Annotated in this window: 23 protein-coding genes and 1 tRNA gene; 17 read left to right on the forward strand and 7 right to left on the reverse strand. The window is 64.0% G+C overall.

Features of this window, described 5'->3' with window-relative positions; genetic code table 11:
• Positions 1–56: 56 nt before the first annotated feature.
• The gene (locus tag FOB72_RS11270; RefSeq protein ID WP_191002144.1) at positions 57–1,172 is read right to left on the reverse strand and encodes a lysozyme inhibitor LprI family protein; all 1,116 of its coding nucleotides are present in this window, start codon (positions 1,170–1,172) and stop codon (positions 57–59) included.
• Positions 1,173–1,270: 98 nt separating this feature from the next.
• Here FOB72_RS11270 and FOB72_RS11275 point away from each other — a divergent pair, with 98 nt between their 5' ends.
• A complete protein-coding gene (locus FOB72_RS11275; RefSeq protein ID WP_223851310.1) occupies positions 1,271–1,420 on the forward strand; it encodes a helix-turn-helix domain-containing protein in 150 nt (49 codons plus the stop codon).
• Between the two features lie 63 nt (positions 1,421–1,483).
• Here FOB72_RS11275 and FOB72_RS11280 read toward each other — a convergent pair whose 3' ends face one another.
• Positions 1,484–1,990 (reverse strand): hypothetical protein, encoded by a 507-nt coding sequence (locus FOB72_RS11280; protein WP_150372591.1) that lies wholly within the window; start codon positions 1,988–1,990, stop codon positions 1,484–1,486.
• A gap of 550 nt (positions 1,991–2,540) precedes the next feature.
• On the opposite strand from FOB72_RS11280, the gene FOB72_RS11285 reads away from it, so the two are divergent.
• Together FOB72_RS11285 and FOB72_RS11290 are read left to right on the forward strand one after the other, a co-directional pair.
• Positions 2,541–2,960, forward strand: a complete 420-nt coding sequence (locus FOB72_RS11285) for a hypothetical protein (protein ID WP_150372592.1) — start codon at positions 2,541–2,543, stop codon at positions 2,958–2,960.
• Positions 2,953–3,645 carry an HNH endonuclease gene (locus FOB72_RS11290; protein ID WP_150372593.1) on the forward strand — a complete coding sequence of 231 codons (693 nt, stop codon included), beginning with the start codon at positions 2,953–2,955 and terminating at the stop codon, positions 3,643–3,645. The genes FOB72_RS11285 and FOB72_RS11290 overlap by 8 nt, the downstream gene beginning before the upstream one ends.
• A 450-nt stretch (positions 3,646–4,095) precedes the next feature.
• On the opposite strand, the gene FOB72_RS11295 is transcribed toward FOB72_RS11290, so the two are convergent.
• Positions 4,096–4,833, reverse strand: coding sequence for an ABC transporter substrate-binding protein (locus FOB72_RS11295; RefSeq protein ID WP_150372594.1), 738 nt, complete (start codon positions 4,831–4,833; stop codon positions 4,096–4,098).
• 231 nt (positions 4,834–5,064) lie between these two features.
• On the opposite strand from FOB72_RS11295, the gene ribBA reads away from it, so the two are divergent.
• The 7 genes from ribBA to FOB72_RS11330 all read left to right on the forward strand — a co-directional run bounded on the left by ribBA (position 5,065) and on the right by FOB72_RS11330 (position 10,921).
• A complete protein-coding gene (ribBA, locus tag FOB72_RS11300) occupies positions 5,065–6,180 on the forward strand; it encodes a bifunctional 3,4-dihydroxy-2-butanone-4-phosphate synthase/GTP cyclohydrolase II (RefSeq protein ID WP_150372595.1) in 1,116 nt (371 codons plus the stop codon).
• 42 nt (positions 6,181–6,222) lie between these two features.
• Entirely contained in the window at positions 6,223–6,729 is a 507-nt protein-coding gene (ribH, locus tag FOB72_RS11305; RefSeq protein WP_150373870.1) for a 6,7-dimethyl-8-ribityllumazine synthase, read from the forward strand.
• On the forward strand, positions 6,722–7,225 hold the full coding sequence (nusB, locus tag FOB72_RS11310) for a transcription antitermination factor NusB (RefSeq protein WP_150373871.1): 504 nt from the start codon (positions 6,722–6,724) through the stop codon (positions 7,223–7,225). Before ribH ends, nusB begins: the two co-directional genes overlap by 8 nt.
• A 22-nt stretch (positions 7,226–7,247) precedes the next feature.
• Positions 7,248–8,429 (forward strand): pyridoxal phosphate-dependent aminotransferase, encoded by a 1,182-nt coding sequence (locus FOB72_RS11315; protein WP_150372596.1) that lies wholly within the window; start codon positions 7,248–7,250, stop codon positions 8,427–8,429.
• Positions 8,430–8,505: 76 nt separating this feature from the next.
• Positions 8,506–9,273, forward strand: a complete 768-nt coding sequence (locus FOB72_RS11320) for a hypothetical protein (RefSeq protein WP_150372597.1) — start codon at positions 8,506–8,508, stop codon at positions 9,271–9,273.
• Positions 9,270–9,971, forward strand: a complete 702-nt coding sequence (locus FOB72_RS11325; protein WP_150372598.1) for an FkbM family methyltransferase — start codon at positions 9,270–9,272, stop codon at positions 9,969–9,971. The genes FOB72_RS11320 and FOB72_RS11325 overlap by 4 nt, the downstream gene beginning before the upstream one ends.
• A gap of 23 nt (positions 9,972–9,994) precedes the next feature.
• Positions 9,995–10,921, forward strand: a complete 927-nt coding sequence (locus tag FOB72_RS11330; RefSeq protein WP_150372599.1) for a glycosyltransferase family 2 protein — start codon at positions 9,995–9,997, stop codon at positions 10,919–10,921.
• A 70-nt stretch (positions 10,922–10,991) separates the two neighbouring features.
• On the opposite strand, the gene FOB72_RS11335 is transcribed toward FOB72_RS11330, so the two are convergent.
• On the reverse strand, positions 10,992–12,065 hold the full coding sequence (locus FOB72_RS11335) for a lytic transglycosylase domain-containing protein (RefSeq protein ID WP_150372600.1): 1,074 nt from the start codon (positions 12,063–12,065) through the stop codon (positions 10,992–10,994).
• 613 nt (positions 12,066–12,678) lie between these two features.
• On the opposite strand from FOB72_RS11335, the gene ubiD reads away from it, so the two are divergent.
• From ubiD to FOB72_RS11350, 3 genes are all read left to right on the forward strand, one after another.
• A complete protein-coding gene (gene ubiD / locus FOB72_RS11340; RefSeq protein ID WP_150372601.1) occupies positions 12,679–14,229 on the forward strand; it encodes a 4-hydroxy-3-polyprenylbenzoate decarboxylase in 1,551 nt (516 codons plus the stop codon).
• Between the two features lie 89 nt (positions 14,230–14,318).
• On the forward strand, positions 14,319–16,358 hold the full coding sequence (locus FOB72_RS11345) for an acetoacetate--CoA ligase (RefSeq protein WP_150372602.1): 2,040 nt from the start codon (positions 14,319–14,321) through the stop codon (positions 16,356–16,358).
• Positions 16,355–17,254: an aldose epimerase gene (locus tag FOB72_RS11350; RefSeq protein WP_150372603.1), complete on the forward strand. Its 900-nt coding sequence runs from the start codon at positions 16,355–16,357 to the stop codon at positions 17,252–17,254. The genes FOB72_RS11345 and FOB72_RS11350 overlap by 4 nt, the downstream gene beginning before the upstream one ends.
• A 20-nt stretch (positions 17,255–17,274) precedes the next feature.
• Here the strand turns inward: FOB72_RS11350 and FOB72_RS11355 are convergent, their stop codons facing one another.
• The gene (locus tag FOB72_RS11355; RefSeq protein ID WP_150372604.1) at positions 17,275–18,279 is read right to left on the reverse strand and encodes an acyltransferase; all 1,005 of its coding nucleotides are present in this window, start codon (positions 18,277–18,279) and stop codon (positions 17,275–17,277) included.
• 118 nt (positions 18,280–18,397) lie between these two features.
• On the opposite strand from FOB72_RS11355, the gene FOB72_RS11360 reads away from it, so the two are divergent.
• The 4 genes from FOB72_RS11360 to trmB all read left to right on the forward strand — a co-directional run bounded on the left by FOB72_RS11360 (position 18,398) and on the right by trmB (position 21,361).
• On the forward strand, positions 18,398–19,480 hold the full coding sequence (locus tag FOB72_RS11360) for a glycosyltransferase family 2 protein (RefSeq protein WP_150372605.1): 1,083 nt from the start codon (positions 18,398–18,400) through the stop codon (positions 19,478–19,480).
• Positions 19,477–20,397, forward strand: coding sequence for a hypothetical protein (locus tag FOB72_RS11365; RefSeq protein ID WP_150372606.1), 921 nt, complete (start codon positions 19,477–19,479; stop codon positions 20,395–20,397). Before FOB72_RS11360 ends, FOB72_RS11365 begins: the two co-directional genes overlap by 4 nt.
• 44 nt (positions 20,398–20,441) lie before the next feature.
• Positions 20,442–20,516 (forward strand) — tRNA-Gly (locus tag FOB72_RS11370).
• Positions 20,517–20,593: 77 nt separating this feature from the next.
• A complete protein-coding gene (gene trmB, locus FOB72_RS11375; protein ID WP_150372607.1) occupies positions 20,594–21,361 on the forward strand; it encodes a tRNA (guanosine(46)-N7)-methyltransferase TrmB in 768 nt (255 codons plus the stop codon).
• A gap of 9 nt (positions 21,362–21,370) precedes the next feature.
• On the opposite strand, the gene FOB72_RS11380 is transcribed toward trmB, so the two are convergent.
• Positions 21,371–22,252, reverse strand: coding sequence for an undecaprenyl-diphosphate phosphatase (locus tag FOB72_RS11380; protein WP_150372608.1), 882 nt, complete (start codon positions 22,250–22,252; stop codon positions 21,371–21,373).
• A 37-nt stretch (positions 22,253–22,289) separates the two neighbouring features.
• The gene (locus FOB72_RS11385) at positions 22,290–22,859 is read right to left on the reverse strand and encodes a DUF1439 domain-containing protein (RefSeq protein WP_150372609.1); all 570 of its coding nucleotides are present in this window, start codon (positions 22,857–22,859) and stop codon (positions 22,290–22,292) included.

Below are 22,859 nucleotides of genomic sequence, written 5' to 3' on the forward strand. Positions count from 1 at the left end.
CTTGAGGGTTCGGGCTACCACGCGGGAACGTTGGATCGCGAAAGGAGCGCCGGCAACTATCTCAGGGACGAAATCCGCTGTTGATATGCGCTGGAAAGGCAGGCGTCATCGCCGCAGGCATCGCGAACTTTGTGGCGCCAATCGCTCTGCTGCTTCTTCAAAGCGTCCTTATCTGACGTTCTGGCGATAGCCGCCTTGTAAGCATCCACCATCACTGCGTCGAGCGACGAAAGTTTCGCGTCAGCGCAGATGATCTTCTCGATGCGGGTCGATGCGCGATCACAGTCAAAGCTAGGGCCGCGCGAGGTAGTCTCAGCCTGGGGCTGCTTTTCTTTGTCGCTTGCCGGGATAGTTGGCATTCCTGCTCGACCAACGTCGTCAGACTTGGCATGCGCAACTGGCACTGGCTTTTGCGCTGGAGCTGCGGGCACGGCCTGACTAGGCGCTGCATAGACGACGGGCTCACTAACAATTACTTCCTCAACGCCAAACGGCGGAACATCGCCAGCGAAATGCCAGCTGCTTTCGCCTTTTGTCATCATGCCCGCGCCCTTGGCTTTCAAACCAATTGGCATGGCCGCTTGCCTCGCATCAGCATTCATCTGAGCCTCGGCCTCCCCAAGAAGTGAAGAAAGTGCCAATTGCGCTCCTGGCGTCTCACAGGGCAGGATTTGCTTGATACGAGCTGCGACTTGTTCTCGGCGAGCTTGCGCATCGTCGCGACGCTGGACGGCTTGGACCGCGGCATCGGATACTTTACCGCTGCCGACTCCCGCAAAGGCTGCAGCCATCACTGCCTGCTCTAGTTCAATCTTCGCCGCACGCTCTTGCTTGCTCAATGACGACCATTCCGGGAGCAGCTTCGCAGCTGCGTCCTTGCCGCCTTTCAGCTCAAGGCGAAAGCTGTAGGCGATCTGGTATGCGTTGTTTCCGTCAGACGCACCATCAACTTTCTTCACATCAGCGACATCAAGCAGGGGACATCGATAGGCATGCACAAGCTCCCGCTCAAGATCGTCGCTGCCTGGCTTGCTGCTGCAACCTGCTAGCGATGCGCCGAGGAGCACGGTGGCAAGTAGCATTCGCACCGGGCCGCTTTGAAAGACGGAGGGAACCCAGCTAACGGCGTCGGGACGTGTTCTTGACACGATTTTCTTGTTCGTCTGGGTCATGGCTGTCTTGGTCATAGAAGAGTGAAAGACACACTTTACGTTTGGTAATGCGCGGCACTTCCGTCACGGGAATCCAAACGCAAAAGTGTGGGGCGCAGATGCTGTTCGCCGCCAATCTGCGGCGCATCCGCAAAGACAAAGGCTTGATACAGGAGAAGGTCGCGGAGGCGGCCGACCTGCATGTCAACTACATCAGCTCCGTCGAGCGCGGCGAGCGCAATATCTCGATTTGCAACCGCGCTGGTTGAAGAGGATGCGCCCACCAAGGGCCACCAACGTTCATGAACCCGGGTGGGCTGCGCTAGCTCCTGCTACTTGGCCGAGGGAGCCTTGCTCATTGCGTGAATTCCGATATACCAGGCTGGTTGGCAATCCTTGAACTCGACCCGGATGCGCTGTGCCTCGCTCACCCAGTAGGCTGGGTCGACCATGTATTCCACGATGGTCTTGGGCGCATGGCTGGCCTTTGCGCGATGAAACACCACGTGCCGCCCTAGCTCGATTTCGGGATTGTAGTCAACCATTGCCAAAGCCAGATCTGGCAGGTCGGCCAAGGTCGCCGCCTCCTTATAGACCGTTCCCACCAGTCCGTGGTTTGCCAGCAGCGCCGTGATCAACTGCTCGGAAATATAGTAAGGGCCGTGGGGCGGGTGGCCGAATCTATCAATCGCCTGCTTGCGGATCTCCGCCAAGGTCTTTCCGGTAAGCATGGCGATGCAAGCGAATGCGTCGTCGAAATCCCCTTCCTGCTGGACCCGCGCAAACGCCGGTTGAAACCCCTCCGGGGATGAGGTGACGGTGGTCGGTATGGTGGCCATGTGGCACTCCTCGAAAATGTCATGAAGATGTGCGCAGCAACGCCTGCCTGGCGGCATCAGATTATCGAGTGGACGTCCGGGGAGGCGTTCGAAGGATCAACGAATCGAATCGGCGGATTCGAGGGCGCTGCGGCGCAGGTGACAACCAACAGTTGCATCGGCGAGCCGAGGTTGGTCGAATCGGCAGCGTACCAGGAGGCGTTGTTGCCAATCAACGACCAAATAACTTTGGCAAAACGGCCCAGAAGCGGCGCCCGTCATCCGGTCGGATCACCAGGAACCGCGGAACGATCTCTCGTGAACTGCTGAAATGCGTGTGTGGCGTCTCTCGACGTCCACCGCCAGCAGCTAGCGCCCTAGGCTCGGACTCGCGAAATCAGTGCTTGTCGGCAGTGGAAAGATCCGGCTCGCCAGTCGTGGCCGAATCGGCCGGGATAGCGCACTGACGAGCGTCGTTTGAGCTTACGTTTGCCACCGCAAAACAGTCCCGACCAATAAGCCAGTAATATGGTGCCACCGGCAGCACGTCGCTGCATGCACGCTCAATACTATGGACATAGCAAAGATACAAACGTTGGGAGCGTTGGAAAAACTCGGCTCCGTCGACGAAATCCGTCGGCAGCTAGAGCCCATCGTCCAACCCCTGAGAATCGACGCCAAGACCTACGCTGACCTCCTGCTGGTAGTGCAAACTCTGCAGGAAAAGTGGCTGGACTTTCGCCCGGGCCCCTTTGTCTCCCGCCAAGCCGAGCTCGTCTTCTACCTAACGAAGCTTCAAGGAAGTGCGCGCAACGAGCTCTTGGGGATCACGGAGGCACACTACCGAAACAAGAAGCTCGCTAAACAATGGTTTCGGTCGATTTCTCAGCAGGTGCATAGCGACAAGGGAGGCGACGATGTCGCGTTCCAAGTATTGCGGGATTTGTACACGGTCATGACGGAGCCGGTTGACGAGGATGACGATGCCTAAGGACCAGTTGCCTGTCGTTCACTCGGCTGAAACCCTAGATTTGAAATTCCCCGAGGCCAAGGACCACATTACCCCGGAGGACGCATCCAAGACACGTACACTGATTACAACCGGCGGTGTTTTCACGCCCGACGGCAAGCCCTATATTCCCACGTCCGCATTGGCACACCTTCTCGCCACGGATAAACCGGGTGTGAACCAGCTCTACAACGACCTGCCAAATGAGGACAAGATGCAGGATGGGCACACGCGGTACATCGCCACGCCTGCGCTGAACAAGGAGTTCTCCCGTCGGATCCAGGAGCCGCGGGACGTCTACAAGATCGAGCGACTCAAGGACGCTGAAGCCTGCGTAAACGCCTTCCGCGACAACCCTGAGTTGGAAAAGCGCCGGGCGTTGGTCGAGTCGCACATCCGAAAGACGCTGCCGAAGCTGAAACAGCAGATGCTCAAGGCTGAAAATATCACCGCCTGCCAGGTTACCGGCGAACCCTTGCAAACGGACGCCCAAGTGCATCACATCGAGCGGCAAGCCGATCAGCCGAGCAAAAGCCTCGATCCGGACAACCTCGTGCTCATTAACAAGTCTCCGCACCAGCGGATCCACGACGCGGAAGCTCACTCTCACGAGGCGCTGGCTTCGCTCGCGGGGGAGGAAAACTGGCCCTACAGGCGCAAAACGTGATGGGCCAGTTGGATCTAGTGCCGGAGGGCCTTAGCCACTTGCGGCGCGGGCGCGAGTCGGAGGAGGCCTGCGGGTCGTCGCCCGCGCAGCGGCGCTTTCGCTCGACAAGCTCCCCCTGCTTCAAAACTAATCAAGCGGTAGGCCCGACGGAAACTTCGAGGAACCAGAAATTTTGCCATGCGGCGCAGAAGCGACGCGACGCGCCCCCATCCAAGGTTGGATGAAACGAAGTCTCGTGAACCGCCGAATTGCTGCGGGCGTCTATCGCTGTATACCGGCGGCTAGCTGCCCCAGGCTCGGACTCGTGACGGTATTTCTGACGGTATACCTTCGTATCATCCGAAGCTGCCCCCTTGCCAGGCAAGGCTTTGCGGGCCGATTCCACCTAATCGCGCGCTACGTCGAGCGCATGCTGTCGGCCGGCGCCACCCCCAACGCGGGTTAAGCTGGCTAGCCCTGCACCGGCGCGACCGAGGCCCCCTCGATGCCGTGCCGCTTGAGCGCGGCCGCGACGAACCCGCTGGCCTTCATGTCCTCGACGAACCGGCGTAGCAATTCCACCACCTGGGGCGGGCGCGACTTCGGCACGCCCATCGCCTGCTGGATCACCATAAAGCGCCCCGGCAGCAGGCGCACGCCGCCCACGCGCGCCGCGTCGGCCTCGAGCTGCTGGCGCACACCGGCCGCGACATCCAGATGCTGTTCGAGGAAGGTGGCGACCACCGTCGGCGACGTCGGCGCGCGCACGATCTCGGCGTGCTTGAGTTCGCGCGTCAGGTAGAGGTCGTAGGCACTGCCCTTGCCCACCGTCACCCGGCGGCCCGGCTGATCGACCTCGGCGTTGTCGCGCAGCGGCGAGTCTTCGCGCACCAGATAGGCGCCTTCGATCAGCACGTACGGCGCCGTGAACGAGATCCCCGCGCCGCGCACGGGATCGATCGCAAAGAATCCGAAGTCCGCCTGCTCGTGGGTCACGGCATCCACGGACTTGCCCGCGGCGTCGAACACCACGAGCTGCACATCCATCCCGAGCCGGCGCGCGAATTCGCGCGCGAGATCGATCGATACCCCGAACGGCTTGCCGTCCGCGTCGAGATTCGCGAGGATCGGGTTGCCGACGTTGATGGACGCGCGCAGGGCGCCCGTGGGCGCCAGTTCGGCGATGAGCTGGGGATCGATGGCGGTCATGGACACGGGCCTCCTGTGGTTCCGGTGAACTGATATGGCGATGTACCGCACTTGACCGCCCTTGTCCAGCGCGTGCGGCCCCCGGCGGCGGTGATGGGAAGCGGCCGCTTGGCGTACAATACCGGCCTTGATTCCCGGCCGGGACTGTCCGGCCTTGACCGCGGCGGCGCACGGCGCCTCGCACCAGCCCTCCTCTCCGGCCTCCGCCCAGTTTCCAGAGTCGCCCCTGCCATGACAATCGCCCGTACCGAAGACATCATCGCCGACATCCGCGCCGGCCGCATGGTCATTCTCGTCGATGAGGAAGATCGCGAGAACGAGGGCGATCTGGTCCTGGCCGCGGATTTCGTGACCCCGGAAGCCATCAATTTCATGGCGAAGTTCGGCCGCGGGCTCATCTGCCTGACGCTGACCGCCGAGCGCTGCCGCCAGCTGGACCTGCAGCCCATGGTCTCGCGCAACGGCACCGTGCACGGCACCAATTTCACGGTATCGATCGAAGCCGCCGAAGGCGTGACCACCGGTATTTCCGCGGCCGACCGCGCGCGCACCGTCCAGGCCGCCGTGGCCCGCGACGCGCGTCCGTCGGACCTGGTCCAGCCCGGCCATATCTTCCCGCTGACCGCCCAGCCCGGCGGCGTGCTGATTCGCGCCGGCCATACCGAAGCCGGCTGCGACCTCGGCGCGCTGGCCGGCCTGACCCCGGCCGCCGTCATCTGCGAAATCATGAAGGACGACGGCACGATGGCCCGGCTGCCGGACCTGATCGAGTTCGCGCGCGAGCATGACCTCAAGATCGGCACCATCGCGGACCTGATCCACTACCGCAGCCGGACCGAAAGCATGATCGAACGCATGGGCGAACGCGCGATGCAGACGCCCTTCGGCGCGTTCCGCACCGTGGCCTATCGCGACAAGGCGAGCGGCCGCGCCCATCTGGCGCTGGTCAAGGGCGAACCGAAGCGCGACCGCGAGACCCTGGTCCGCGTGCACGAGCCGCTGTCCGTGCTGGACGTGCTCGAAATCTCGCGCACCACGCACTCGTGGAGCGTCGCGGCCGCGCTCGAGGCCGTGGGCCGCTCGGACGCCGGCGTGGTGGTGCTGCTGAACTGCGGCGACTCCCCGGACCAGCTGCTCGCGCAGTTCTCGGCACTCGACGCCCCGCAGGAGCGTCCGCGCCGCAAGCCGGACCTGCTGATCTACGGCGTGGGTGCCCAGATCCTGCGCGATATCGGCGTCGGCAAGATGCGCGTGCTCGGCTCGCCACAGAAGATGCCGAGCATGACCGGTTACGATCTGGAAGTCACGGGCTGCCAGCCGATGGACGGCGAACCGTCCTGCGACTGAGCACCGCCCACGCAAACACACCGAACAACAGGAGAAATGACAATGGATCACGGCTTCTACCCCAGCAATATGGATGGTGAAGGCCTGCGCATCGGCATCGTGCAGGGCCGTTTCAACGAGCCGGTCTGCGACGAACTGCGCGAAGCCTGCGTCGCCGAGCTCGAGAAGCTCGGCGTGGAAGGCGAGGACACGCTGGTCGTGACCGTGCCGGGCGCGCTGGAGATTCCGCTCGCGCTGCAGAAGATGGCCGAGAGCGGCCAGTTCGACGCGCTGATCGCGCTGGGCGCCGTCGTGCGCGGCGAGACGTACCACTTCGAACTCGTGTCGAACGAGTCGGGCCAGGGCATCACGCGTGTCGGCCTGGACTTCAACCTGCCGATCGCCAACGGCGTGCTGACCGTCGATACCGACGCACAGGCCCACGCCCGTACGCGCGAGAAGGGCCGCGACTGCGCGCGCGCCGCCGTGGAAATGGCCAATCTGGTCGCCGCGCTGGATTCGCTGCGCGACCACGAGCGCGAAGAAGACGACGAGGACGATGATGAGTGACACGCGCGATACCGGCGATCAGGCCGGCAAACCGGGCCAGCAGGCCCGCCCCGAGCCCAAGGCACCGCCGAAGAGCGCGCGCCGCCGCTCGCGCGAACTGGCACTCCAGGGCCTGTACCAGTGGCTGCTGAACCGCAACGACATTGGCGCGATCCAGGCTCACCTGCATGATGCGCAGGGCTTCAACAAGGCCGACCGCGAACATTTCGACGCGCTGCTCAACGGCGCCGTGCGGGAAGAAGCGCGCCTGACGGCCGCGTTCGAGCCGTTCCTCGACCGTACCGTGGACGAACTGTCGCCCGTGGAACGCGCGGCGCTGCTGGTCGGCAGCTACGAGCTCGTGCACTGCCTCGACATTCCGTACAAGGTCGTGATCAACGAAGCAGTGGAACTGACCAAGACGTTTGGCGGTGTGGAAGGCTACAAGTATGTGAATGGCGTGCTGGACAAGCTGGCCGCCCAGGTGCGCGCGCCGGAAGTCGCCGCCCGTCGTTAATCCCCCACCCGAGTCCCCGCGCATGGAACCCCGGCACCTCGCCACGGCCGCACGGCTGGCCCATATCGAACCGTTCCATGTCATGGAACTGGCCAAGCAGGCGGCCGAACTCGAGCGTGCCGGCCGCCACGTCATCCATATGGGCATCGGCGAGCCCGATTTCACGGCTGCCGCGCCCGTCGTCCACGCGGCGGAAGCCGCGATGCGGCGCGGTGTGACGCAGTACACGGGCGCGCTCGGCATCCACGCACTGCGCGAGGCCATCGCCGGCTACTACAAGACGGCCTACGGCATCGATATCCCCGAACGGCGCGTGATCGTCACGGCGGGCGCCTCGGGCGCGCTGCTGCTGGCCTGCGCGGTGCTCGTCGAGATCGGCGCCGAGGTGCTGATGCCGGATCCGAGCTACCCGTGCAACCGCCATTTCGTGGCGGCGTTCGACGGCCATGCCCGCATGATCCCGAGCGGCCCCGCCGAGCGCTTCCAGCTCACGGCGGAACAGGTCGCGGCCCACTGGGGCGTGGACACGCGCGGCGTGCTGCTGGCGTCGCCGTCCAATCCGACCGGTACATCGATCCTGCCCGACGAGCTGCGCAAGATCCTCGCCGAAGTCCGCGCGCGCAACGGCTTCGCCATCGTCGACGAGATCTATCAGGGCCTGTCGTACGACGGCCCGCCCGTCTCGGCGCTATCCCTCGACGACGACGTCGTCACGGTCAACAGCTTCTCCAAGTACTTCAACATGACGGGCTGGCGCCTCGGCTGGCTCGTCGTGCCCGATGCGCTGGTGTCGGCGTTCGAGAAGGTGGCGCAGAACCTGTTTATCTGCGCCTCGGCGGTGGCCCAGCACGCCGCCCTCGCCTGCTTCTCGCCGGCCGCGCTCGAGATCTACGATGCGCGCAAGGCGGAATTCCACCGCCGCCGCGACGCGATCGTGCCGGCGCTGGAAGCGCTAGGGCTGCGCGTGCCCGTCAAGCCAGACGGGGCGTTCTACGTCTACGCGGACTGCCGCCATATCAACCATCCGTTCGCGGGCGACGCGGACCGCCTGACGCAGGCCATCCTGCACGACGCGGGCGTGGTGATGGTGCCGGGCACCGACTTCGGCCCCCACACGGCACGCGACTACCTGCGCATCTCCTATGCGACGTCGATGGAGAACATCGAGGAGGCGATGCAGCGGCTGCATCATTTCCTGCGATGATTCTCATGGCAGCCCAGGGCCTGCCAGCCATGCATGTGTAGTAATCTAGACTCGCATCAGCGAGCAATGGGACGCCATGAAGATCAACCTCATCAATACCGCACAGTGGCAGGCCTTCGTCGCCAGCCCCGAACTTCTCATCGACCGGATCGAGCGCGAGGTGTTTATCGTCCGGAATTTCATGGATGAGAAGCGGGTCGATGATTTCAAGCATTTCTGTATCGGGCTCTCGCGCGAAACGCCCGCCTCCTGGCACCCCTGCCTCGACGGCTGTCCCGATTACCATCGCATTCACCACCAGTATCCGCAGGCGTTCGTCAGATCGACGCAGCATGGGTACTATTTCCACCCGTGGAACGACAATTTCGCGACGTTCGCGGAATTTCCGGGCTTCGAGGAAATCTTTGAACTGAAGGCGCGCGCGGCCGGGTCCAGCTTCGCGGCGTACCGGTCCAACGTGCCGTCGGCGGGCCCGATCGCGCGGATCGTCTGCCACCAGTACCCGCCGGGCGGCGGCGGCCAGGAAGAGCATATCGATCCGGTCTCGCCGTTTGCGAAGGTACAGACCATCATCCAGGCGTCCACGCCGGGCGAGGACTATCGAAAAGGCGGCCTTTATATCAACGATCCCGAGTACGGCATCGTGAATATCGATCCCCTGACGAAGAAGGGCGATCTGATCCTCGCCTCCCCCGGGGTCAAGCATGGCGTCGCATCCATCGACGATGACGAGGCACTGCAGTGGGAGACCGACAGGGGCCGCTGGATCATCATGCCCATCATCATTCACTCCGATCACGTGAAAGACATTTCAGTGAAGCCTTCCCGGACTCAAACGTCATGAAGCAGTTGATTCTCCCCGACGATCACGACCTGTGCATCCGCACGTTCCTGAAGGAAATCGACGCGCTGAACCTGCCGGGCGCGGCGCGCGGCGTGCTGCATGTGGGCGCCCATATGGGCGAAGAAGTGGCCGCGTATCGGGACCATGGCTATGCGCCCATTTATCTCGTGGAAGCCAATCCGGAGGTCCTGCCGCAACTATCCGCGAAGTTCGACGCCGATGACGCCGTCCATATCGTCCCCACCGCGGTAGGCGATCGGGAAGGACAAACCGAGTTCGTGGTGCATCGGACCACCAAGGGCGGCATGGAGTCGTCAGGCCTGCTCGATCTGGACAGACTCGGGGCGATCGTGCCGGTCTTCGATTCGGCATCGAGGTATCAGGTCGATGTGACCACCATCGATCATCTGGCTGCGCAGTTCGATCTGGCCGGCCGCGTCCGCCTGATGGTGCTCGATATCCAGGGCGCGGAACTGCTGGCCCTTTCCGGCGCCAGCGCATTTCTCCAGCAGGTGGATGTGGTGATCTGCGAGGTCAATCTGATCATGAACTATCAGTCCTGCCCGCTCGAAGCCGATATCGATCGCCTCTTCGCCGCCGCCGGCTTCACCAAACGCCTGGGGATCTACCATGAACTCTACGATCAGACCGGCCGTTTCCCCGCGTGGGGAGAATGTCTCTGGTACCGCCAGCCGTGACGATGCGAGAAGATAGCGCGCCGATGCCGGAGCTTTCGGTCGTCACCACCCTCTACCAGTCGGCACCGTATCTTGCGGCGTTCTACACGAGAATCGGCGCGGAATTGTCGAAGCTCGGCGTCAGTTACGAGATCGTCTTCGTCAACGACGGATCTCCGGACAACTCCCTCGATCTTGCCCTCGGTATCCAGCGCCATGACGAGCACGTCGTGGTCATCGATCTTTCGCGCAATTTCGGCCATCACAAGGCCATTATGGAGGGCCTTTCTCATGCGCGCGGCGAGCGCGTGTTCCTGATCGATTGCGATCTCGAGGAGCCGCCCGAAACGCTGGGCGCGTTCTACGAGAAATTCGAGGCGGAAGACTGCGACGTCGTCTATGGCGTGCAGGAGACGCGCAAAGGCAAGTTCTTCGAGCGCATGAGCGGCGCCGCGTTCTACAAGCTGTTCAATTATCTGTCGGACACCGAAGTGCCCGAGAACTGGACGATCGCGCGCATCATGTCGCGTCGCTATGTGACCTCGCTGGTCCAGTTCAAGGAAGAGACGATGTTCCTGGGCGGCATCATGTCGGCCGTGGGCTATCGGCAGATCCCGCTTGCGGTGAACAAGCAGCACAAGGGCACGACGACGTACACGCTCAAGCGCAAGATCGCGGCCTTCACCTCGGCCGTGACGTCCTTCAGCGAAAAGCCGCTGAAGCTCGTCTTCTATTCGGGACTCGGCGTGTCGGGCGTGTCGTTCCTGTACGCCATATGGCTGATCGCCCAGAAATTCATCTTCGGCATTCCCGTGGACGGCTGGACCACGCTGGCCGTGTCGATCTGGATGATCGGAGGCCTCGTGATGCTGTTCCTCGGCATCATCGGCATCTATATCGCCAAGATCTTCCTGCAGACGAAGCAGCGGCCCGTATCCGTCATCAAGCATATCTACCGGAAGCAGGACTGACAGCGCGCGGGCCGGAAAACAAAAAAGGCTCCCTTGCGGGAGCCTTTTTTGCTGTGGGGGCCTGCGGTAATCAGGCCGCCTGCGCGGTACTGCCCGATGCCTCGAGCTTTTCCGTCGCCGGCTTGCTGTCGTTCTGCTTGGCCGGTGCCGACTCGCTCGGCAGGCCCAGCAGCGCACGCAGCCGTGCCCGTTCGGCCAGGACCTTCGCGCCATAGCCGCCGTCGCCGTTCGTGGTCGAGCCGACGTAGAAACGCAGACCGCCCTCGATCGAGCCGGCACGCGCGATGCAATCCTTGAGCACCAGTGCGCCGATCTTGATATTGGCGTACGGATTCAGCGCTTCGGCCACACCGCCCACGGCCTCGTACTTGTCCGAGTGCACCTTGGTCATGACCTGCATCAGGCCCTGCGCGCCCACACCGCTTTCGGCATAGGGGTTGAAGCTGGACTCGATCGCGATGACCCCGAGGATCAGCAGCGGGTCGATGCCGACCTCGCGGCCGGTCAGGTATGCCGCCTTCACGAGCTGTCCCGTCGCCTGCGACGCCACGCGATACTTGCGCGCGATGTACTCGGCCACGGTCGCCTGTTCACGGGCGGTGCCGAGCGTCGCCGAATTGCGGGCATCCATGGCAACGCGCTGGACCGGAATCTGTGCGGCCAGATGCGCCACCGAGGGCACCTTCGCGGCCGACGCCACGCTCCACTCGTCTACGCCGGACACGGTCGGCAGGCCAGCTGCCGCAACGCTCCTGCCGTTGCCGGCCGAGGCACCGAGCCGCGCCGCGGCCGCATCGGCCGAAACCGCCGGCACGCCGTTGTTCGCATGCGCCGAAGCGACAGGTGCGGACAACATGGCGGCGCCGATCAGCACCGAGGGCGCTTCCTTGCCAGCCAGCGCGCCGGCCAGCGAGGTACGCCATTGCTGGCTCACCGTCAGCGAAACCGCCGCGGCAACCGACAACACGCCCAGGCTATTCAGCGTGTACTTCAAGGTCGTGCGGCCGCCTCGCAAGGCACGGCTCGCAACCGGGTGAGCCAGGCGCAATTGCAACGGCCCGTTCACACCGGGTACCGGACGTCTGAGGCGGACCTGCAATGCCCGCCCGACGCCGGGAAGATGAAGGGTTTTCCAACCGCTCATACTTACCTCCATCCGCTGTCCGCTGCATGCGCACAGGTGACCAACACCGTGCGAGCCCGATCTCAACGTATTCAAGTAAGGATGCCGCAACCATCTAGCAGGTGATGGCCAGCATCTGTTGGCAGGGCGCTCCCCGTGCGCCCAACGTGAAACAGGGTACGCTCTTGGGGGAACGCGCCCTGCCGCTAAACATGCTTACCGCCAAGGCTCTCGCCAGCGGTCCGATGAGGGCGATCGGGCGATGGCTTTTTCTGCAGCACCCACTTGACAGTGGGAAAAAAGCCATGTTGCGACGCAACACCTCATGAAGCAGACCGGATTGTAGGAACGCTTTTATATCTCGTCAAGCATAAAAAATATTGCATCTACTACTTCTAGCTATATGTAACAGGCTCATTGAGGTCTCGCAAGCATCACGTGGCCGGGCGCAATGTCAGTGCTGGCCTTGCTTGCCGGACATTGCCAACAGTCTCTGACCGCGACAATCTTTACAATTTCACGACGCGTTCCGACACATTTTTTTTGCTTCGTTGCGGTCGTGTGTGTATTGTTATCCACCCCTTCCCAAGCCGGGTGCGCCACTCCGAAAGGCGCGCTCTTTGGACGAATTTCTATGCAATACAAAGACTTGCGCGATTTCGTCGCGCAACTGGAATCGCAGGGCGAACTCAAGCGCATCGCCAAACCCGTCTCGCCGCGACTGGAAATGACGGAGATTTGCGACCGCATCCTGCGCGCGGGCGGCCCCGCGGTGATGTTCGAAAAGCCGCGCGACAATGCGCACGGCGGCGGGCACAACGGTGGTCACAACGACGGCCGTGACGCTATCTATAGCGTGCCCGTCCTGGCCAATCTGTTCGGCACGACACGCAGGGTCGCGCTCGGCATGGGCGCGGAGTCGCTGGCCGACTTGCGCGACATCGGCCGCGTGCTCTCCGTGCTCAAGGAGCCCGAGCCGCCGCGCGGCCTGCGCGAGGCCGGCAAGCTGTTCACGCTGGCCAAGTCCGTATGGGACATGGCGCCAAAGCGCGTCAGCAGCCCCGCCTGCCAGGAGGTCGTGTGGGAAGGCAACGACGTCGATCTGGCGCGCCTGCCCATCCAGACCTGCTGGCCCGGCGATATCGCGCCGCTGATCACATGGGGCCTCGTGGTGACGCGCGGTCCGAACAAGAAGCGCCAGAACCTCGGGATCTATCGCCAGCAGGTGATCGGCCGCAACAAGGTCATCATGCGCTGGCTCGCGCATCGCGGCGGCGCGCTCGACTTCCGCGAGCATGCCCAGCGCCACCCGGGTCAGCCTTTTCCGATAGCTGTGGCGCTCGGTGCCGATCCGGCGACGATCCTCGGCGCGGTGACGCCGGTGCCCGACACGCTGTCCGAATACCAGTTCGCGGGCCTGCTGCGCGGCAGCCGCACCGCGCTGGCCGGCTGCATTACGCCGACGCTGTCCGAGCTGAACGTGCCCGCCTCGGCGGAGATCGTGCTGGAAGGCCATATCCAGCCGGATCCGAACCACCCGAGCGGCTACGAGCATGCGCTCGAAGGCCCGTACGGCGACCACACCGGCTACTACAACGAGCAGGACTGGTTCCCGGTCTTCACGATCGATCGCATCACCATGCGGCGCGACCCGATCTATCACTCGACGTACACGGGCAAGCCGCCCGACGAGCCCGCGATGCTGGGCGTGGCGCTGAACGAGGTGTTCGTGCCGCTGCTGCAGAAGCAGTTCCCCGAGATCACCGACTTCTACCTGCCGCCCGAGGGCTGCAGCTACCGCATGGCGGTGGTCCGCATGAAGAAGCAGTACGCGGGCCACGCCAAGCGCGTGATGTTCGGCGTGTGGAGCTTCCTGCGGCAGTTCATGTATACGAAGTTCATCGTCGTGGTCGATGACGATATCGACGCGCGCGACTGGAAGGAGGTGATCTGGGCGATCACCACGCGCGTGGACCCCACGCGCGACACCGTGCTCGTCGACAACACGCCGATCGACTACCTCGACTTCGCGTCGCCCGTGTCGGGCCTCGGATCGAAGATGGGGATCGACGCCACCGACAAGTGGCCCGGCGAGACCACGCGCGAGTGGGGCACGCCGATCGTCATGGACGCCGCCGTGAAGGCGCGCGTGGACGATCTCTGGGAAACGTTGTTCGATCGCTGACGCCCCGGACCCCCGCCTGAGTCGGTATGATGGGCCGGCGTGTCGCGCAGACGACACCCGGCACGATCGCCAACCGACCAGGAGGAGACATGACGCTTCCCATCGAGGAAGGTGCCTTGCTATGGACGCCCGCACCGGCGTTCGCGCGCGAGAGCCAGCTCGCGCGCTTCATGACGTGGCTGCGCGACACCCGCAGCCTCGATTTCGCCGACTACGGGAGCCTGTGGCGCTGGTCGGTCGATGACCTCGAGGCATTCTGGGACGCGCTGCGCGCGTATTTCGACGTGCGCTTCGACACCCCCGCCAGCGCCGTGCTCGAGCGCCGGATCATGCCCGGCGCGCGGTGGTTTCCCGGTGCCACGCTCAATTACGTCCAGCAGGTCTTTCGCCATGCGGGCACCGGCGCCGCGCGCGATCGCCCGGCCATCCGCCATGCGGGCGAGGCACAGCCGCTGGCGGACATCAGCTGGCAAACGCTCGAAGCCGAAGTGGCCTCCCTCGCGCATGCGCTGCGCGGCATGGGCGTCGGCAAGGGCGACCGTGTGGCGGGCTACCTGCCCAATATTCCCGCGACCGTGGTGGCCTTCCTCGCCACGGCCAGCCTCGGCGCGATCTGGTCCGGCTGCGCGCCCGACATGGGCCAGGTGGCCGTGATCGACCGCTTCCGGCAGATCGCGCCCAAGGTCCTCGTCGCCATCGACCGCTACCACTATGGCGGCCGGATGCACGACCGCACGGCGGTCGTTGCCGCTCTCGTCACCGATCTCGTCGCTGCCCTGCCCTCGCTGACCGATGTCGTGCGCGTGCCGTCTGGCGACGCGTCCGAAGCCGCTGTCGCTGCACATGCCGGAGGCCCGGGCGTGCGGTGGCACGACTGGGCGGACACGCTCTCGCACGACGTCCCGCTGGCGCCGACACCGGTGCCCTTCGACCATCCGCTCTGGATCGTCTACTCCTCCGGCACCACGGGCATGCCGAAGCCGATCGTCCACGGCCATGGGGGGATCGTGCTCGAACAGCTCAAGCTGCTCGCCTTCCACGCCAATATCGGGCCCGACGACGTCTATCACTGGTACAGCAGCAGCGGCTGGATCATGTGGAACGCGCAGGTGGGCGGCCTGCTGGCCGGCGCGACCATCGCGCTCTACGACGGCAACCCCAGCTGGCCCGATGCGGGCGTGCTGTGGCGCTTTGCCGAGACCGCGCGCGTGACGATGTTCGGCGCCGGCGCGGCGTTCTTCACGGGCAATATGAAGGCCGGCATCGTGCCCGCCGAGGTAGCGGACCTGTCGCGGCTGCGCGCGATCGGCTCCACCGGCTCGCCATTGCCGGCCGAGGCTTACGCATGGATCCATCGCGCCGTCCGGGAGGACCTGTGGATCGCGCCGATCTCGGGCGGCACCGACTTCGCCGGCGCGTTCGTCGCGGGCTGCCCGCTGCTGCCCGTGTATGCGGGCGAGATGCAGTGCCGCTGCCTGGGCGCGCGCGTCGAGGCGTTCGACGACGAAGGCCGGCCCGTGATCGATCAGGTCGGAGAACTCGTCTGCACGGCGCCCATGCCGTCGATGCCGCTGTTCCTCTGGGGCGACGACGACGGCAGGCGCTATCGCGACAGCTACTTCGACATGTGGCCCAACGTCTGGCGCCACGGCGACTGGATCAAGATCACGTCGCGCGGCGGCGCCATCATCTATGGGCGGTCGGACGCCACGATCAACCGCCATGGCATCCGCATGGGGACCAGCGAGCTGTATCGCGTGGTCGAGGAACTGCCCGAGGTGCTCGACAGCCTCGTCGTCGATCTCGAGTACCTCGGCCGCGAGTCCTATATGCCGTTGTTCGTGGTGCTGCGCGAAGGCGTGGCCCTCGACGACGCCCTGCGCGCCACGCTGTGCGCGCGCATCCGTTCGGCCTTGTCGTCGCGCCATGTGCCGAACGAGATCGTGCAGGTGCCCGCGGTGCCGCGTACCCTGTCGGGCAAGAAGATGGAGGTGCCGATCAAGAAGCTGCTGCTCGGCCATGCGCGCGACCGGATCGCCAATCGCGACGCGATGGCCAATCCGGACAGCCTCGACTGGTACTTTGCTTATGCCGACGACTTCCTCACCGCACGGAACATCAACAAATGAACACAGAACGCTTTCAGGGACAGGACCTGCTGCGGGTAGGCAAAGGCGACAGTTTCCTGCTACTGGCCCCCGAACACGGCGGCCGCCTCGTGCGCTGGGTCCACCGCGGTGAAGACATCCTTTACTGGCCCGACGATGCGGACTGGACCCGCGTGGCCAAGGTCCGCGGCGGCAATCCGCTGCTGTTCCCCTTTATCGGCCGGCATTTCGTCGATGGGGAGGCGGGCAAATGGCGCGACGCGCAGGACGTGGTGCGCGACATGCCGCAGCATGGGTTCGCGCGGGATTTGCCCTTCGCCACGAAGGCGGTGACCGACGATGCGGTGACGCTCGTGCTGACCGCGTCGGCCGCCACACAGGAAAGCTATCCGTTCGCGTTCACGTTCGATGTCACGTATCGGCTCGACGATTCGGGCATGGAGGCCGTGCTGCGCGTCACGAATCATGGCGATACGCCCTTGCCATGGTACGCGGGGCATCATTTCTACTTTCGCCTTCCGCACACGATCCGTTCGACCTCGCGGCTGGACCTGCCCGCGGCGCTGCGCGTGCGGCAGACCGCCGACGGGGCGCTGACGCCGCCCGAGCCGGGCCAGACGCGGTACGCGCTCGACGACGCCCGTCTGCAGGACACCTTTCATGTCTTGCAGACGCGCGACAACGACAGCACCCTCGTCATGCCCCGCACGGACGGACCGCCGCGCACGATCCGGCTGTCGCTGGCGGCCGCCTCGCCGTGGCATGCGATCACCACATGGACCGAGGGCGCGGCTTCCGACTTCTATTGCGTCGAGCCGTGGACAGGGTTGCCCAATGCTATCGGGCATGGGCAGGGGCTACACTGGCTGCGGCCCGGAGACGCGGTGGAGGCGCGGTGCGCGCTCGCGGTGGAATGATCGTCTGACCGGCCCGATCGTCACACCATCGCGCGCAATGGCCTGATCACGCGTATCAGGCCGATCACCGCCAGACTCGCGAGGAAGACCGCAACGGTGCCGATCACCGGATCGAGCCACACCCAGCCCGTCGGATTCATCCATCCGCGGCTGATCAGCAGCCGGTCGATCACGAACGGATGCAGGCCATAGACCCCGAGCGTGCATCCCGACAGCCATTGCAGGCGGGCACTCGACTGTCCGGCCGGCTGGCCGAAAAACGCGATAAATGCGCCCGCGGCGGCGAACACGACCAGTGGCGAAAGGTAGAGATGGAAGAACTCGCAGGGCGCCCCCAACCGCCTGGAGAGCCAGTACGTCAGCAGGATCGTGCCGGCCGCCGATACCGCAAACAATGCCGCGCCCTTCTGCCAGGCAATACGCCGCTCCGCCAGATAGGCACCCAGGACCATGTAGCCAAGGTAACCGCCGAAATGCTGGAGATGGTAGACGTCATCGAGGATTCCCGCCCTCAGATAACCGCACGCGTCGTCGCCGTAGAGGCCCTGCAGCGTGGGATAGACCGATGCGACGAGAAACCAGACCGCAAGGAAAAAAAGCTTCTCCTGTTGCGTGCCGTTCTGATAAAACCGGCGCATGACCGGCATAAACAAATATAGTCCGGCAATGGCGTAGAAATACCAGAGGTGGAACATCGTCGGACCGCGGAGGATCGCCAGCACCCAGTTGCCGGTGGGCACATGGTTATGCTGTAGCCACCATAGATAGAAGCAGGACCACAGCAGCAGCGGCAGCAGAATGCGCAGGGCCCGCTTGCGGAAAAAATCGGTGAGCGTCTCGCTGCGGCCGAGCAATGTGCTGCCCGACAGCATGAAGAACAACGGCACGCAGGCGCGTGACAATCCATCCCAGACGTTTGCGGACCACCATGTGGGCCCGAACTCATGGATATGCGCCGAGGACACATGAAGCAGCACGACCATGAAGCATGCCACGACCCGCAACCCGTCGATGCGTCGGTCCATTTTTTCTCTTATCGGACATTGTCTGGGCGTGCATACTAGCAGAAGCGCAGTGAAGATATCGCGATAAAACGCGCAGTTCTAGTCGCATCGAATGTTTCATTACGGTTAAAATGCGCCAATGGATCAAACCACGCACAATCGCACTCTTCAAAGCCTTTCCGAATTGAGCCGCCCCGAACTCAGCGTCGTTATACCCTCCTACGGATGTATCGGCTGCCTGGAGGAACTATGCGAGCGCCTGCATCGGGTGCTGGCGGGCATGGGCAAGTCCTTCGAGATCGTGATCGTCGACGATCGCAGCCCGGACAATTCCTGGCCCCTCACGGAGAGCCTCGCGCAACGCTATCCCGCCGTGCGCGGGGTACGGCTCAGCCGGAATTTCGGCCAGCATATTGCGATCACGGCAGGACTCGCCAGCGCCCGCGGCGATAACGTGGTCGTCATGGATTGCGATCTGCAGGATCCTCCCGAGTTGATCCCGCAGCTCTACCGCAAGCTGCAGGAGGGCCATGACCTCGTATTCGGCCGCCGCGTGGAGCGTACGCATTCGATGTTCCGTCAGGTGATGGCCAAGCTCTACTTCCGGATCATGCGCGCTGCGATGCGTGAAGCCGTGGAAGGCAGTTATGGCACCTTCAGTATCCTGAGCCGCAAGGTCGTCGATGCGTTCCTGCGGTTCGGCGAGCGGGAGCGCCACTATCTGATGATCCTGCGATGGCTGGGATTCAATGCGGGCACGCTGGATTATGCGCACGCGGAGCGCCATGCCGGACGCAGCTCGTACAGCCTGGCCCGCCTGCTGCGCCATGCGGTCGGCGGCATGTTCTTCCATACCGGCGTGTTCCTGACCTGGATCATGTACGTCGGAATGGGTTTTACCGCACTGAGTTTTTTTGGCGCGGCGTATTTCATATACCGGCATATCGTTTCCGCGCCGCCGCCAGGGTGGACGAGCCTCGCGGTGGGTATCTCGTTTTCGACGGGTCTTATTCTCGCGAGCGTAGGCGCGGTGGGCATCTATGTGTCGCGAACGTTCGAGATGAGCAAGGGCCGGCCGATCTATGTGGTCGACACCGAATGCGGATGCCAGGATCAGGAGGCTGCGGGTAACGTCAACGCCGCCACGAACGTTTCGGCGACCGCCACGGCAGCCACTGCCGCGGCGGCGCGGGACGAAGCGATTTATCAGCAGAACGCATGAAGAGCCATTGGAAAAAGCTGGGGCAATTGTATTGCCCCGCCGAAACCGGCCGCCATCCGAAGCTGGCCACGCACGCCGCCAACCCCTTGCCCTTATGGCTCGAGGGGGATGTGTATCGCGTCTTCTATTCGTCGCGCGACGCCTGCAATCGATCGTCGGTCGGCGCAGTGGATATCGACATCGTGCAACGCCGCGTCGTGTGCGACCATGCCGAGCCGTTCCTCGTGAACGGCGCGCCCGGCAGTTACTACGCCGATGGCATCAGCATCGGCTGCTGCTACGAGACCGGCGGCACGCGCTACATGCTGTTCATGGGATGGCAGGCCAATGTGGGCACCCATTGGCGCGGCGACATCGGGCGGATCATCGTGAACGACGACCTGACGCTCCGCGCCGATGGCGACCAGCCGTTCATCGGGTCCGACGCGACCGATCCGCTGAGCCTGTCCTATCCGTGGGTCATCCAGGACGCGCAGGGCCGCTATGCCATGTGGTACGGCTCGACGCTCACCTGGGACGCGGGAAACGGAGAGATGCTTCACGTCATCCATGCCGCGTCGTCCACGGACGGCACGCACTGGACGCGACACGGCCTGTCCGTGCCGTACGAGCTCGGCACGGTGCAGGCCTTCTCCCGGCCGACCGTGGCATCGCGCCCCGGCGGTGGCCTGGACATGTGGTTCTCCTGCCGCGGCGCCACCGACAAATATCGTATCGGCCGCGCCATCAGCGAGGATGGCACCCACTGGCGGCTGGCGATGGACGACGCGGGCATCGCGGTATCGGAAGCCGGCTGGGACAGCGACATGATCGAGTATCCGTACGTGTTCGATCACGACGGCAAGCGGTACATGCTCTATAACGGCAACGGATACGGCCGGACCGGTTTCGGTCTGGCGCAGTGGATCGAGGACTGAAAGCCAGGGCTGGCGCATGCTACAATCCGCGCCAGCCAGCCATAGCGGGCGTCGTATAATGGCCATTACCTTAGCTTCCCAAGCTAAAGACGTGGGTTCGATTCCCATCGCCCGCTCCACTTCTTACTGAAACAAGCCGCTCAGGCAGCCCGTCTTTCCCATGACTGGCGACGCGCCCGGCGGCTTTTTTGTTGCCATGCTTCCCCAAGAGCCGATCGAACCGACCCCGGACGACAACGCCGACACGGCCGGTACCTCTCCTGCCGGCGCGCCTCCCGAAGACGTTGCGCATCCGCGCCGCATTCGCTCGTTCGTCCGCCGTGCCGGGCGGACCTCGATCGGGCAGCAGCGGGCCATCGACGAACTCGGGCCGCGCTTCATGCTGCCCTACGCGCCCGGCCCGCTCGATATCGCCGCGACGTTCGGGCGTACCGCGCCGACCATCCTCGAGATCGGATGCGGGATGGGCGAGACCACCGCGCATATCGCGCAGCTGCGCCCGCAGGACGATTTTCTGGGCTGTGAAGTGCACGAGCCCGGCGTGGGCGCGCTGCTGAAGCAGATCGGCGAGCGTGGCCTCGGCAACGTGCGGATCTTCCAGCATGACGCGGTCGAAGTCGTGGCGCATATGCTCACCGAGCAGTCGCTCGATGGCGTGCATATCTTCTTTCCCGATCCGTGGCACAAGAAGCGCCACAACAAGCGCCGCCTCGTGCAGCCGCCGCTGATCAAGCTGCTGGCCACGCGGCTGAAGACCGGTGGGTATATCCACTGCGCGACCGACTGGGAAGAGTATGCGCACCAGATGGTGGAGGTGCTGCGCGGCGAGCCCGCGCTCGAGAACACCTCATCTGCGGCCGATGGCTTCGCCGAGCGGCCCGACTACCGTCCCGTCACCAAGTTCGAGCGCCGCGGCGTGCGGCTCGGCCACGGCGTGTGGGACGTCGTCTTCCGGAAGAAGTAAGGCGGCCGCTCAGGCGTGCCAGGACACGATGCCCGTGTACGCCGTCAGCAGCACGATCACGCCGAACGCGATGCGATACCACGCGAACGGCTTGAAGTCGTGCGTCGCCACGAATCGCAGCAGCCAGCGCACGCACAGGAACGCAGACAGGAACGCGAACACGAAGCCGATGGCAAAGATGCCGAGGTCGTCGGCGGAGAGTACCGAGCGCGCCTTGTACAGTTCGTAGACGGTCGCGCCGAAGATCACCGGAATCGCGAGGAAGAACGAGAACTCGGTGGCCACCTGGCGCGACAGGCCGAAGATCATGCCGCCGATGATCGTGGCGCCCGACCGCGACGTGCCCGGCACGAGCGCGAAGCATTGCGCGATACCGACCTTGATCGCATCGCGCCAGTTCAGGTCATCGACCGATTCGATGCGCGGCGCGCCGGCCTTCGCGGCCTCCAGCAGCGCATTGCCCTGCGGGTGGGACACCGTGCCCCGGCGCCCCTCGCGCCATTCCGCCCACAGGATCACGAAGCCGCCGATGATAAAGGCCAGCGCCACCGTGATCGGGTTGAACAGATGAGCCTTGATCCATTTGCCGAACACGAGCGCGAGCACGATCGCGGGAATCGTGGCGACGATCACGTTGATCGCGAAGCGCTGCGCGCGCCGTTCGGTCGCCAGCCCCGCCACGACGTTGATGATGCGCTGCCGGAACTCCCAGCAGACCGCGAGGATCGCGCCGAACTGGATCACGATCTCGAAGATCTTGCCCTTCTCGTCATTGAAGTCCAGCAACTGTCCGGCGAGGATCAGGTGGCCGGTACTGGAGATCGGCAGGAACTCGGTCAGTCCTTCGACGATGCCGAGGATCACGGCTTTCAGGGCGAGTGCGATGTCCATGCGTTACGGGTAATTGAGATGTTCTTGTTGTCGCGAACTACGGCCGGTTGATCTTCACGTTGATGCCGTCCGGCAGCACCGTGATTGTACCGGGCTCCACCTGCATTCCCGCATAGCGCAGCTGCTCCGGCTTGAACGTATAGAGCGGATAGCCCTGCAGGAGTTGCTCCGCGAGGATGCCGCCGAGCGCGTTGAGCTGGCGCGAATACTCGCCCGGCAGGCCCTGCACGTCGAACTGCCTGACCTCGGGGTCCTGCAGCACGAGCGAATGCGACGGCGGATCGTAGCGCAGCGCGCTGTCGAGCGCGAAGCGTCCATTGAGCGGCTGACGGAAGAACAGCCGGTTATCGACCTTCGCATCGAACTGCACGGTCACGCGATTCCTCGCGGCATCGAGCACGAGCTGAGGATTGGTCAGCTGGACGTCGAACAACTCCATATAACGCTTGCTAAACGGAAACTTCCGTTCGAGCGCCGACTGAAGCTGCGACTGAGAGAAGGTATATTCGTTGCCGATTCCGGCACAGCCAGCCAGCCAGCCGGCGGCGGCCACGGCGGTGGCGATGCCGGCGGCGGCAAGCCAGCGCCGGCGGGACGTCACGATCAT

The organism is Cupriavidus pauculus (genome assembly GCF_008693385.1).
In the GTDB taxonomy this organism is placed as follows: Bacteria; Pseudomonadota; Gammaproteobacteria; order Burkholderiales; family Burkholderiaceae; genus Cupriavidus; species Cupriavidus pauculus_D.